Raw genomic sequence first — 12729 nt, forward strand, 5'->3', positions numbered from 1 at the left:
CCAGAGACGACAAAAAATTAGTGGCGCAGTATATCACGCCCCATGAAGATCGCGATACAGCCCCTCGCGATCCATGAATGCTGCAACCTGTGCCGGTAGCAGATCATCGCAGGATTCTCCCCGATGGCGCCTTTGGCGAATTTCTGTCGCAGAAATATCTATCAACGGTGTCCGGGCGATATAAATACAGCCTGCCGGCTTCTGGTGAAGCTGTGCGTAATCAGTAACCTGATGCTGTTGCAACCACTGACGATCTTCTGACGTTTTCATTTGCTGATTGTAGCCCGGACGCTGGCATACCAGCAGATGGCAATAGTCAAGCAGACGGTAACCACCGTGCCAGCTGGGTAGGGTCAGCAGGGAGTCCTGGCCGATAATAAATGCCAGCGGCTGCCGTAATCCCCTTTCGGCGCGTAGCGCCCGTAATGTGTCGATAGTGTATGAGGGGGCATCCCGTCTCAGTTCGCGTTCATCAATATCAAACAGTGGACGCTGCGCGATGGCCAGTCTGATCATAGCCAGCCGCTGTGAAACGCTGGCTTCAGGTTGCTGGCGATGAGGCGGGACGTTATTTGGCATCAGTGTCACTTTGCGTAAACCGACGTGTCTGGCCAGTGCTTCAGCCGGTTTTAGATGGCCAAAATGTATCGGATCGAAGGTGCCACCGAGCAGCGCATACAGCGCAGAGCTATCATGCATGGATAAGCGCCTCAGGGAAATCAGGATGGCATAACATCAGCGTCAGTGTTTCCAGCTCGCGCCAGACTGGCTGACCATAATCTTGTTTTATTATCAATTCGATACGCGTTAATTGGCTAATAACCTGCCTCAGGCGGCTCTCGCTGAGGCGTTGCAGTGCTTCGGTAATCAGCGGTCGGCGATTCTGCCAGACACGATGTTGATCCAGCAGCGCGCGCAGCGCAACGGTTTTCATCTGACGTTGCAAGGTTAGCAGCACTAATACATCACGTTGCAAGGTACGTAGCATGATCACCGGTTCAATATCTTCTTGCTGTAGCTGGCGCAAAACATGCAGAGCGCGCTTACTTTTTCCCGCCAGCAGTGCATCGACCCAGTGAAAGGGCGTAAAGTGCGAAGCATCATTGACCGCAGCCTCAACACGCGGCAGCGTCAGCTTACCCTCCGGCCATAATAATCCGAGGCGTTCGAGTGCCTGCGACAGGGCCAGCAGGTTGCCCTCATAGCAGTAGCAAAGTAGTTGAATCGATGGGGCATCGAGCTGCAGATTTAGCTGCTTTGCCCGATTACTGACCCAGCGGGACAGTTGAGATTGTTCTGGTGTCTGGCAGGGCACCACAACGGCCGGGGCGCTTAATGCCTTATACCATGCGCTGTTTTCCTGTGCTTTGGTGAGCCTGGGACAGCGCAAAATGAGCAGGATATCATCATGCAGAAGGCCACTAAGGGTTATCAGACGCTCCGCAATGGCGGCCGTGGGGCCATTTTCTGCCAAAACCAACGTCAGCGTTTGCCGGTTAGCGAACAGGCTAAGCTCTCTACAACTGGCAAGTAATGCATCCCAGTCGGTGTGTGCATCGATTGTGCTTGAATGGTGTTCGGTAAACTGGTTTTGCTGCGCTTGTTTGCGAATTGCGTCCTGGCTTTCTTGCAGCAGAAGCGGTTCGTTGCCGCTGAGGATATAACAAGGACGTAGCCCCTCCTGGAGCTGCGCCTTTAACTGTTCAGGATAGATCCTGATCATTTACCCAATGAACCAGGGCCAGTGGTCGCCCGAGGATCGTTGATCGTTGTCGGAATGCTCTGCGCAGGTGCGATCTCCTTTTCTGCCGCATGAACTACCAGCAGCTTACGTACCAGCTTATCGGCGGCCTGAGTGCGCATTTCATCGATGATGATCGATTGCTCAGAATCTTTCGCCAGCGCGGCCAGTGGGTTGTCGAAGAAAGAGCGGAATACCGTTACTGATATTGGGTAAATACCTTTGTTTGGCACCAGCACCTGAGCGGTGACGCGCATGACTAACTGGTACTCAGCGGCTTTACCATCCTGAAATATGGATGCGGTATCACGTCCGACGGTTTCCGTTCCCAGGCGTAAAGAAGGGAGATCTTTACGCACGTTGGCACTCTCTTTGACAATGGTTACGCCGTTAAGACGCAGCTGAGTACGCACAGCGCGTGTCAGTGGCCCGTAGGGATCACTACTGTCAACAATCAGCGTTTTCAACTCTTTCGGCACCGCCGTGGTGCCGTGCAGGCGAAAGCCGCATCCGGCGGTGATCATCACCATCAGAGCGACGACGAAGGTTATAATTGGGTGTCGCACAGTTCCTCCTGACATCAACCCACGACCAGGTTCAGTAGCTTACCCGGTACGTAAATCACTTTACGAATGGTGACACCATCCAGATATTTCGCCACCAGATGCTCCTGCGCGGCGCGTGCCTGAACTTGTTCCTGCGTTGCATCCGGGGGAACGGTAATTTTCCCACGGACTTTGCCATTAACCTGAACCACGACCAGCAGCGAATCTTCAATCATCGCTTGCTCGTCGGCCTGCGGCCAACGGGCATTATCGACATCCTCTTTCGCACCCAGTGCTTGCCATAACACAAAGCTGGTGTGCGGAGTAAACGGATAAAGCATTGGTACTACGGCTCGTAGCGCTTCATGGAGAAGCGCGCGGTCCTGAATACTTTCCTGCGGCGCACGAATGAGTTTATTCATCAGCTCCATAATGGCGGCAATCGCGGTGTTAAACGTCTGGCGGCGACCGATATCATCGCTGACTTTAGCAATGGTTTTGTGCAGATCGCGGCGTAGCGATTTCTGATTATTATCAAGGGCGGCGATATCCAGCGTTGCGACCGGACCTTTCGCGACGTGTTCATAAACCAGTTTCCAGACGCGCTTCAGGAAGCGATTAGCTCCCTCGACGCCCGACTCCTGCCATTCAAGCGTCATTTCTGCTGGTGAGGCAAACATCATAAACAGACGTACGGTATCGGCACCGTAACGTTCAACCATCACCTGAGGATCAATGCCGTTGTTTTTCGACTTCGACATTTTGCTCATTCCAGCGTAGATCAGTTCACGGCCCTGACTATCAACCGCGCGGATGATCCGGCCTTTTTCATCGCGATCAAGAGTGACCTCAACGGGAGATACCCAGTTACGCTCGCCATTTGCGCCGGTGTAATAAAAGGCATCGGCCAGCACCATGCCTTGACAGAGCAGTCGTTTCGCCGGTTCATCGGAGTTCACTAGCCCCGCATCACGTAGCAACTTGTGGTAGAAGCGGAAATACATCAAATGCATGATGGCATGTTCAATACCGCCGACATACTGGTCAACGGGCAGCCAGTAGTTGGCCGCTGCCGGATCCAGCATACCTTTGTCATAATCCGGGCAGGTATAGCGCGCGTAATACCAGGAGGACTCCATAAACGTATCGAAGGTGTCGGTTTCGCGCAGCGCTGGCTGACCATTTACAATCGTTTTCGCCCACTCAGGATCGGCTTTTATTGGGCTGGTTATACCGTTCATGACAACATCTTCCGGCAGTAGTACCGGCAGCTGGTCGTCTGGTGTTGGCATGACGGTGCCGTCTTCCAGCGTCACCATTGGAATGGGGGCGCCCCAATAGCGCTGGCGGGAAACCCCCCAGTCGCGCAGGCGGTAATTAACTTTCCGCTCGCCGACGCCCATCGCTGCCAGCTTATCGGCGATGGCATTAAAACCGGTTTGGTGATCGAGGCCACTAAACTCCCCGGAATTAAACAGAACGCCCTTTTCGGTCATTGCCGCGTGGCTGATGTCGGGCTCACTGCCGTCCGGATTCAGAATAACCGGTTTAATCGGCAGGTTATATTTGCTGGCAAACTCCCAGTCGCGCTGGTCGTGGGCCGGAACGGCCATCACCGCACCGGTGCCGTACTCCATAAGCACGAAGTTAGCCACCCATACGGGGATTTTTTCACCGGTCAGTGGATGCAGCGCAAACAGACCTGTGGCCATGCCTTTTTTCTCCATGGTCGCCATATCAGCTTCAGCAACCTTGGTATTGCGGCATTCAGCAATAAAGTCGGCCAGCGCCGGACTATTTGCACTGGCCTGTGTTGCCAGCGGATGACCGGAAGCCACGGCGACGTAGGTGGCGCCTATGAAGGTATCAGGGCGGGTCGTGTAAACGGTAATCTTTTCCGCGCTATCGACTACATCAAAGGTAATTTCTACACCTTCGGAGCGGCCAATCCAATTGCGCTGCATGATTTTTACCGTTTCTGGCCAGTCTTCCAGCTTGTCGAGGTCGTTTAAAAGTTCTTCGGCGTAGTCGGTGATTTTAACGAACCACTGCGGGATTTCCTTGCGTTCAACCTTGGTATCACAGCGCCAGCAGCAGCCATCGATAACCTGTTCGTTAGCTAACACCGTTTGATCGTTCGGGCACCAGTTCACCGCTGATGTTTTTTTATAAACCAGGCCTTTTTCATACAGACGTGCGAAAAACCACTGTTCCCAGCGGTAATATTCCGGTTTGCAGGTTGCCAGCTCACGGCTCCAGTCATAGCCAAAGCCCAGCAGTTTGAGCTGGTTTTTCATGTATGCGATATTGTCGTAAGTCCAGGGCGCTGGCGCGGTATTGTTTTTTACCGCAGCGCCCTCCGCCGGAAGACCGAAGGCGTCCCAGCCGATAGGCTGCAGGACGTTTTTTCCTTGCAGTCGTTGATAGCGAGAAATGACATCGCCAATCGTGTAGTTACGTACGTGCCCCATATGCAGGCGGCCGGAAGGATAGGGCAGCATTGAAAGACAGTAATATTTTTCTTTTCCTGCGTCTTCCGAGACGTTGAACGTTTGCTTTTGTTCCCAATGTTGCTGAACCTTGGATTCAATCTCTTCCGGACGGAATTGCTCTTGCATGACGGGCTGTGTTCCTTTATGGAGCGTGCAGTTAGCCAAAACTGCAACTACGCGATAGTGTTTGGAAATCCGCATAGCATAGCCGATAAGCATCCGGCGCAACAACAGCTATGCGCTGTTGAACAGCCATTAATCATGATTCTCTACAATGGAAGGGATTTTCTGCGTAGCGCTACGACGAAAGTCGAGGAATTCTCTAAACTTGAGCTGAGGACATTTCAAAAGGAGAGTGCGATGAGCAAAGTTGCCAATGCCTACAGTGAGTTGCTGGCCCGGCTAACCCAACGTCTGCATCACGGGGAGCGTAACATTGATACCCTGATGGATCATGCCAGTGAGGCGCTTGACAAGCGACCGGAGCTTCAGCCGAATGAACGCGTGCAAGTTCTCCATGCGCTGCGCCGCGATCTGAGTGAATTTGGCCGTAGTTACCAGGAAAGTCTGTCAGATGAGTTTAGCGATAGCGTTTTTATGCGCGTAATTCGTCAGAGCTTGTGGAAAGAGCTGGCAGACATCACTGACCGCAGCCAGCTGGAGTGGCGTGAGGTGTTTGAGGATCTTAATCATCACGGTGTTTATCATAGTGGTGAGGTGGTAGGGCTGGGTAAATTGGTTTGTGAGAATTGCCACTTTACCCGTGAAATATATACGCCGGAAACATTGAGCCTCTGTCCTGAGTGCGGACACGATAAGTTTCAGCGCCAGCCGTTTACACCGTGATAGCCAGACGGGTTTCTTACCACAAGAAACCCGGTTTCTGGCGTGCGAACCAATTATCAGTAACGCTGCAGGCATTCGATCATCAGTTCGATAAACGCAGTACGGTTGATTTGGGTAAGAACTTCAACATTTTCCGCTATACCATTCTGACCAAATGGGGCCATCACCGTCATTTCACGGGGATAGTGTCCCCACGTTTCGACGCCAACCCAGCGTTTTTCACTGGTGAAGAGTTCGGGATGCAACAGCCAGGCAACCACGGCCGGATCGTGCATGGCCGCACCGTTCAATCCGCGCGGATGCTTACGATAAATCGGCATATAAAAATCCAGCATTTCGGCAACCGCCGAGGAGACAGGATTATTGAGGGCGCGTATCAGGCTGACGTCCTCTGGCATCACTAATGCCTGATGCGTCACGTTAAGCCCGGCCATGACAAGCGGAACCTCTGATCGCAATACGATATCGGCCGCCTCCGGATCGACGTAAATATTAAATTCGGCAACGGGTGTCACGTTACCGCCGTGGATTGCGCCGCCCATAAAAACGATGCGGGCTATCTGACTTTTTAGCGCCGGCCACGTGCTGAGCAACAGAGCAATGTTGCTCATTGGGCCGGTAACTGCCAGCGTTACCGGTTCGCTGGACGTTCTGAGCAGATGGGCGATGAGTGGCACGGCGTTTTCAGCTGAAGGTTGACAGATGGGCGGCGGGAGCGTCGTGGTGCCCAGTCCGGTTACGCCGTGAACCTCTTCAGCGATGACCAAAGAACGCATTAATGGCTTCAGTGCGCCGCCCGCCACCGGGATATCCGATCTCCCATCAGGGTACACAGACCCAGCGCGTTGTGCAGTGTTTTATCGGGTGTCTGATTACCGGCAGAGGTGGTTATTGCCAATATACTGAGCTGTGGTGCCTTTAATGCCTGGATCACAATCAAAAATGACAGGTATAGCCATCGCATTTCTCCCTGTTTACACCTGGATGTTAAACCCAGGTCGCGGTTAAACCTGGTGCGATTCAAGCCAGATACAAAAAAAGGATATTAACAGGCCGCGATGCGGCCTGGATAGCGCAGTCAGTGCAGGATTTTGGCGAGGAAATCTCGTGCGCGTTCAGATTTCGGGTTTGAGAAAAAAGCCTCTTTATTCACATCTTCAATGATCCTGCCTTCATCCATGAAAATGACGCGGTTGGCAACGTTGCGGGCGAAACCCATTTCGTGAGTGACCACCATCATGGTCATGCCTTCGTTCGCCAGTTCGACCATGACGTCCAGTACTTCATTAATCATCTCCGGATCAAGAGCGGAGGTGGGTTCGTCAAACAGCATGGCGACTGGGTCCATACAGAGTGCGCGGGCAATGGCCACGCGCTGCTGCTGGCCGCCGGAAAGCTGACCGGGATACTTATTGGCATGTGCCGATAAGCCAACACGTTCAAGCAGTTTCAGCCCCTTTTGACGGGCCACGGCCTCGTCGCGTTTCAACACTTTTACCTGTGCCAGCACCAGGTTTTGGATAATAGTCAGATGTGGGAATAGCTCGAAATGCTGGAATACCATACCGACTTGGGAGCGCAGCTTCGCGAGGTTGGTTTTTTTGCTGGTCACTTCAGTGTCGTTTACGGTAATGCTGCCTTGCTGTACAGGTTCAAGGCCGTTTACGGTTTTAATCAGCGTGGATTTACCTGAGCCTGAAGGACCACAAACCACGACCACTTCACCTTTATTGACTTGTGTCGAACACTCGGTCAGCACCTGAAAGTGACCATACCACTTTGAAATATTGTTCAGGATAATCATTTAAACTGTCCTTTTTTTCTTTAAGTAGCTGGCCAGCAGCGAAGCGCTGAGGCTAATAACGAAATAAACCGCGCCGGCAAAGAGCACCATTTCAATTTCCGTGCCACTGTTAACGCCAAGGGTATCGGCCGTACGGAAGAAATCGGCAAGGCTCAAAACATAGACCAGTGAGGTATCCTGAAACAGAACGATGCCTTGGGTAAGCAGTAGCGGCACCATCGCACGAAAGGCCTGGGGCAAGATAATCAGCCGCATTGATTGACCATAGGTCATACCCAATGCCAGTGCTGCATGAGACTGGCCGCCGGAAATACTTTGAATGCCCGCGCGGATAATTTCTGCGTAATAAGCCGCTTCAAACAGCGAGAAAGCCACTATTGCCGATATCAGGCGTATATCGCTTTGAGGCGATAAGCCCAGCACCTGCTGCAAAAAGCGCGGTACTACCAGGTAGAACCACAACAGCACCATGACCAGAGGAACGGAGCGGAACAGATCCACGTAGAGTCTGGCAAACCAACGCAGTGGCAGGAAGTCTGAAAGGCGCATCACTGCCAGCAGGGTGCCCCAAATAATGCCAAATATTACCGCGGTAATCGTGATCTTCAGAGTCACTATCATACCGGCCAGTAGCCAGGGCAGGTTGGGAATAATGGTGCTCCAGTCAAATTCGTACATTATTGACCTCCCATGCTGCCGGGCAGACGGACTTTGCGTTCAACAACCATCATGATCAGCATGATCACCAGGTTAATGGCGATGTAGGCGAGGGTAATGGCAGTAAAAGATTCATAAGCGTGCGCGGAATAATCAAGTAGTTTGCCAGCCTGAGCCGCCATTTCAGCCAGACCGATCGTTGAGGCGACGGATGAGTTTTTTACCAGGTTCAGCATTTCTGACGTCATTGGTGGCACGATGACGCGGTAAGCGTTAGGCAGCAGCACATGCCGGTAAGTCTGCGGTAGCGTCAGCCCCATAGCCAGTCCGGCGTTTTTTTGCCCGCGCGGCAGCGACTGAATCGCAGCGCGTACCTGTTCGCAGACACGGGCTGCGGTAAACAGGCCAAGACAAAAAACGGAGGAAATAAAAAACTGAATGTTTGGGTCCAGATCCTGTTTAAACCAGGTACTCATTGATCCCGGTAGTAATTCTGGCACAACGAGATACCAGATAAAAAACTGAACAATCAGCGGTACGTTGCGAAATAGCTCGACATAGACAGTACCGATAGCGGATAACCCGCGATTGGGTACAGTGCGTAGAATACCGAATAGTGAACCAATCAGAAAAGCAATGACCCAGGCGCACAGCGAAACGCATACGGTGGTCTGGAAACCTGCCCACAGCCAGCCGAGATAGGTGGTATTGCCGAACGGCGCTGATTGTAAAAAGATACCCCAGTTCCAGTCTATGGACATATGGACTCCGTTGAAAAAGGGTAGCTAAGCTACCCTAAGATTGTGCGAGGCTTCTGTGTCTATCAGCCAGAGGGAACGGCTCCGGCGGACACTGTTTTTGAGCCTGTTGTCAACAATCGCAGGGCAGCAGGCTGCCCTTATCGTCATTATTAGTTCAATGCTTTGTCGTTCGGCGATTTGAAGGTGGTCTTCATGTCTTCCGACAGTTCAAAGTTCATATTCAGACTCTTCGGTGGGATAGGCTGGTTAAACCAGATGTCAAACCACTTCTCCGCCTGACCAGTGGTCTGAGCCTTAGCAATGGTATCGTCAACCAGAGCCTTGAACGCCGGATCGTCTTTACGCAGCATGCAGCCGTAGGCTTCTTTCGACTGTGCGGTGCCTACAATAACCCACTGGTCGGGTTTTTTGGCTTTTGCACGTTCACCGGCAAGCAGCGCATCGTCCATCATAAAGGCCACTGCCCGTCCACTTTCCAGAGCACGGAAAGCATCGCCGTGATCTTTGGTGCTGATGATACGCATACCCATTTTTTTCTCGTCATTAAGCTTGTTCAGCAGAATTTCCGAGGTGGTACCGGAAGTGACGACGACCGTTTTCCCCTTCAGGTCGTCAAAATCTCTTATCGGACCGTTTTTCTTCACCAGCAAACGCGTGCCGACAACAAAAATGGTGTCGGAGAACGCCGCCTGTTTCTGGCGTTCCAGGTTGTTGGTTGTGGAGCCGCACTCGATGTCATAAGTTCCGTTTTGCAGCAGCGGGATACGGTTTTGTGAGGTGACAGGCAACATCTTCACTTCAAGGTCAGGCTTGTTGAGCCTGGCCCTGACTGCGTCAACGATAGCATTGGAATAATCTTGTGAATAACCGACGACTTTCCGCTGGTTATCGTAATAAGAAAAGGGAACGGAGGACTCACGGTGACCGATGACGATCACGCCGCTGTCATTGATTTTCTTCAGCGTGCCCGTCAGGTCCTCTCCCTGAGCTGCCGTTGCTGTAGCACCGAGCAACATAAGAGAGAACGCCAGTTTACACATTTGCATTTCCACTCCTTAACAAGATTTGACGCAAATTATAATTAACAGCGCCTGATGTTATGTTTATCGTCAGCATTAACACTCTCTGAGGAGGTAAGCTCTCCCTTAAAATAGCTGAGTGTTAATATTTTGTAATATTAAAGTTATTATTTTGCGATGCATGCCGCACCAGTTTGAGCCGTTAATGTCTTTCATGCGCTCTACTGGCGCACTCTTTGCCCATTAATGGTGCGTAACGCCCGCTGGTGACACGGGGAAACCTCAGCCGTCTATTGCGCAGAAATATTTTGCAATAGACATGCCAGAATTTTTTCCTACGGCGTTATTAGTGAGACAGATACGCCGACAGGTTGTCGGCGTACTGGGTTCAGCGGCGGCGGATGAAGAAGGCGGCGGTGATGCCTGCGCCCAGCGTAATAAGCCAGATGCTCAGATTACCGGTGCGGGCGTAAGGGGTCAGTCCGGTGGTTGGTGTCACGCGCGCTTGCAGCACTCCACGAGTAAACTGGGGCAGAGTACTTGCCAGGCTACCGTCGGCGTTAATAACGGCAGTGATGCCGTTATTCGTGTCCCGCAGCAGCGGTCGGCCCAGTTCAAGCGCACGCATACGGGCCATCTGAAAATGCTGCCAGGGTCCGATTGAATGGCCGAACCATGCATCGTTCGAAATGGTCAGCAGGAAGTTGGTATCCGGTCTGAAGTTATCGCGGACGTGCTCGCCTAATACAATTTCGTAGCAGATAGCTGCGGTCAGATTGTAGCCGTCAACTTTCAAAGGCGGTTGCAGGTAAGGGCCACGACTGAAACCGGACATCGGTAAATTGAAAAATGGTGCCAGCGGACGCAGCAATGATTCCAGTGGAACGAATTCGCCAAATGGTACCAGGTGGTTTTTCTGATAGCGATCGTGGCTCAGATAGCTGTATGGCGTTTTATTACCCAATACGATAATCGAGTTGTAATCGTGGTAGCGATTGTTTACCAGCCTTGAGTCGACGATACCGGTGATGAGCGCGCTGCCGTAATCGCGCAGGGTATGATCTACGGCGTGTAAAAATGGCTGCTGATTGCTTTCCAGATCGGGAATGGCGGACTCAGGCCAGATAATAATCTGATCTTTGCCTAACAGCGGGTGTGTCAGGCTAGTGTAGATATCCAGGGTAGTGCTCAGCTGGTTAGGGTCCCATTTCAGCGACTGGGGAATATTTCCCTGTACCAGCGCCACATTAACGGCACGTTCAGGCTCTGGCTGATACCAGGCAACAGAGTGCAAGGGCCAGGGAAGTATCAGCAGTAGCAACGCCGCGACGGCAGAACGCCAGCTGCGCTGAAGCAGGGCATAAACGGCGAGGCCGCTAATGACCACCAGCAGGAAGGTTATACCTTCAACCCCCAGCAGTGGGGCAATGCCTTTTAGCGGGCCATTGATTTGACTGTAGCCGAACTGCAACCAGGGAAAACCGGTGAGCACCCAGCCGCGTAAAAATTCACTTATTTGCCAAAGAACTGGCGCAGCCAGCGCCAGTCGGATCAGTGTCGTCTGAGGAAATAATTTGCTGAGTACGCCGGCAAACAGCAGGGGATACAGTGACAGATAGGCAGCGAGTAGCACGACCAACGCAACGTTAACCGGTCCGGGCATGCCGCCGAAGGTCGCTATGCTGACGTATACCCAGTGGATGCCGCTGCCAAACAGGCCAAGTCCCCAGGCGAAGCCGATAGCTGCGGCCTGCATTGGACGACGCGCCAGGGTTAGACCCAGCAGGCCCATGAGTGAAATCAGCCCTGCGAGCCAAAAATCATAAGGTGAAAAAGCGAGCGTGCCACAAGCGCCGGTTAAAAGCGCCAACAGCAGGCGAACCCGCTGGCGCTGAAGCAGAGTAACCATATTCATGAGAATGTTTTATTCATCCAGCGTAGGTAATGGGGCGTCATCCGGTATGCGCACGTGAACCTGAATAATACGCCGGCTATCGGCCATTGCGACTTTAAACTGGTAACCATCAATAACAATGCTTTCGCCTCGCGAGGGAAGATGGCCAAAACCCTGCATCACCAGACCGCCTATTGTATCAACTTCGTCATCACTGAAGCCGGTCTGGAAAATTTCATTAAAGTCCTCGATTGAGGTAAGCGCCCGCACTGCGAAAGTGTGGCGACTTAGCTGACGGATATCGCGATCCTCTTCATCATCGTATTCGTCTTCAATTTCTCCGACGATAAGCTCCAGGATATCCTCTATGGTCACCAGACCGGAAACGCCGCCAAACTCATCAATGACGATCGCCATATGGTAACGCTGTGAACGAAACTCTTTGAGCATGCGATCAACGCGCTTACTTTCCGGCACCACTACCGCGTTACGCAACACTTTTTCAATGCTGAAAGGCTCTGAATCGCTGCTCATAAACGGCAGCAGATCTTTCGCCATCAGAATACCTTCTACATGATCGCGATCTTCGCTGATAACCGGAAAGCGTGAATGTGCCGATTCAATAATAACGTCCAGGCACTCATCCAGGGTTTGATTACGCTTAAGAGTAATCATCTGGGAGCGGGGGATCATAATATCGCGAACGCGCTGCTCTGCCACGTCCATCACCCCTTCCAGCATATCGCGTGTATCTGGGTCGATCAGCTCTTTTTGCTCGGAATCTCGGATCAGTTCCAGCAGCTCATCACGGTTTTTCGGCTCGCCGTGAAACAGCTGATTAAGAATAAGGGCAAAAAAGCCCTTCTTACTATTGGGGCTGTCGCTATTCTGAGAATGGTCATCGCTCATGGCGTTTTTTTGTCTTTCACTCGTAAATAAAAAAAGGGCTGTCCGTCTGGCGAACAGATGA

Annotated in this window: 11 protein-coding genes and 1 pseudogene; 1 reads left to right on the top strand and 11 read right to left on the bottom strand. The window is 52.2% G+C overall.

Annotated features, from left to right (window positions below):
- Positions 1-33: 33 nt before the first annotated feature.
- Genes nadD through leuS form a run of 4 tightly spaced genes read right to left on the bottom strand, consistent with a single transcriptional unit; the run spans position 34 to position 4904 of the window.
- A complete protein-coding gene (nadD, locus tag BM191_RS15060) occupies positions 34-699 on the bottom strand; it encodes a nicotinate-nucleotide adenylyltransferase (RefSeq protein WP_092879636.1) in 666 nt (221 codons plus the stop codon).
- The gene (gene holA, locus BM191_RS15065; RefSeq protein WP_092879639.1) at positions 692-1723 is read right to left on the bottom strand and encodes a DNA polymerase III subunit delta; all 1032 of its coding nucleotides are present in this window, start codon (positions 1721-1723) and stop codon (positions 692-694) included. The genes nadD and holA overlap by 8 nt, the downstream gene beginning before the upstream one ends.
- Positions 1720-2307: an LPS assembly lipoprotein LptE gene (lptE, locus tag BM191_RS15070; protein ID WP_092879642.1), complete on the bottom strand. Its 588-nt coding sequence runs from the start codon at positions 2305-2307 to the stop codon at positions 1720-1722. Before lptE ends, holA begins: the two co-directional genes overlap by 4 nt.
- 14 nt (positions 2308-2321) lie before the next feature.
- Positions 2322-4904, bottom strand: a complete 2583-nt coding sequence (gene leuS, locus BM191_RS15075) for a leucine--tRNA ligase (RefSeq protein WP_092879645.1) — start codon at positions 4902-4904, stop codon at positions 2322-2324.
- 234 nt (positions 4905-5138) lie between these two features.
- Between leuS and BM191_RS15080 the strand changes: the two genes are divergently transcribed.
- Complete coding sequence (locus BM191_RS15080; RefSeq protein ID WP_092879649.1) at positions 5139-5624, top strand: zinc ribbon-containing protein; 486 nt, start codon at positions 5139-5141, stop codon at positions 5622-5624.
- Positions 5625-5680: 56 nt separating this feature from the next.
- On the opposite strand, the pseudogene BM191_RS15085 reads toward BM191_RS15080, so the two are convergent.
- The 7 genes and pseudogenes from BM191_RS15085 to corC form a co-directional block, all read right to left on the bottom strand.
- Positions 5681-6583: pseudogene (locus BM191_RS15085) on the bottom strand (nucleoside hydrolase).
- Positions 6584-6702: 119 nt separating this feature from the next.
- Positions 6703-7428 carry an amino acid ABC transporter ATP-binding protein gene (locus BM191_RS15090; protein ID WP_092879652.1) on the bottom strand — a complete coding sequence of 242 codons (726 nt, stop codon included), beginning with the start codon at positions 7426-7428 and terminating at the stop codon, positions 6703-6705.
- On the bottom strand, positions 7429-8106 hold the full coding sequence (gene gltK, locus BM191_RS15095) for a glutamate/aspartate ABC transporter permease GltK (RefSeq protein WP_092879655.1): 678 nt from the start codon (positions 8104-8106) through the stop codon (positions 7429-7431).
- On the bottom strand, positions 8106-8846 hold the full coding sequence (locus BM191_RS15100; RefSeq protein WP_092879658.1) for an amino acid ABC transporter permease: 741 nt from the start codon (positions 8844-8846) through the stop codon (positions 8106-8108). Before BM191_RS15100 ends, gltK begins: the two co-directional genes overlap by 1 nt.
- Positions 8847-8995: 149 nt before the next feature.
- Positions 8996-9892, bottom strand: a complete 897-nt coding sequence (locus BM191_RS15105) for an amino acid ABC transporter substrate-binding protein (RefSeq protein ID WP_092879661.1) — start codon at positions 9890-9892, stop codon at positions 8996-8998.
- 361 nt (positions 9893-10253) lie between these two features.
- Positions 10254-11780 (bottom strand): apolipoprotein N-acyltransferase, encoded by a 1527-nt coding sequence (gene lnt / locus BM191_RS15110; RefSeq protein ID WP_092879665.1) that lies wholly within the window; start codon positions 11778-11780, stop codon positions 10254-10256.
- Between the two features lie 9 nt (positions 11781-11789).
- On the bottom strand, positions 11790-12668 hold the full coding sequence (gene corC / locus BM191_RS15115; protein WP_092879668.1) for a CNNM family magnesium/cobalt transport protein CorC: 879 nt from the start codon (positions 12666-12668) through the stop codon (positions 11790-11792).
- Between the last annotated feature and the right edge of the window lie 61 nt (positions 12669-12729).

The organism is Izhakiella capsodis, assembly GCF_900115045.1.
GTDB lineage: Bacteria > Pseudomonadota > Gammaproteobacteria > Enterobacterales > Enterobacteriaceae > Izhakiella > Izhakiella capsodis.

Bases quoted from the DNA above. Each gene is read 5' to 3' on its own strand.
- BM191_RS15105 (WP_092879661.1), bottom strand. From the start codon at position 9,892: ATGCAAATGTGTAAACTGGCGTTCTCTCTTATGTTGCTCGGTGCTACA.
- holA (WP_092879639.1), bottom strand. From the start codon at position 1,723: ATGATCAGGATCTATCCTGAACAGTTAAAGGCGCAGCTCCAGGAGGGG.
- lnt (WP_092879665.1), bottom strand. From the start codon at position 11,780: ATGAATATGGTTACTCTGCTTCAGCGCCAGCGGGTTCGCCTGCTGTTG.
- leuS (WP_092879645.1), bottom strand. From the start codon at position 4,904: ATGCAAGAGCAATTCCGTCCGGAAGAGATTGAATCCAAGGTTCAGCAA.
- BM191_RS15080 (WP_092879649.1), top strand. From the start codon at position 5,139: ATGAGCAAAGTTGCCAATGCCTACAGTGAGTTGCTGGCCCGGCTAACC.
- BM191_RS15100 (WP_092879658.1), bottom strand. From the start codon at position 8,846: ATGTCCATAGACTGGAACTGGGGTATCTTTTTACAATCAGCGCCGTTC.
- nadD (WP_092879636.1), bottom strand. From the start codon at position 699: ATGCATGATAGCTCTGCGCTGTATGCGCTGCTCGGTGGCACCTTCGAT.
- BM191_RS15090 (WP_092879652.1), bottom strand. From the start codon at position 7,428: ATGATTATCCTGAACAATATTTCAAAGTGGTATGGTCACTTTCAGGTG.
- corC (WP_092879668.1), bottom strand. From the start codon at position 12,668: ATGAGCGATGACCATTCTCAGAATAGCGACAGCCCCAATAGTAAGAAG.
- gltK (WP_092879655.1), bottom strand. From the start codon at position 8,106: ATGTACGAATTTGACTGGAGCACCATTATTCCCAACCTGCCCTGGCTA.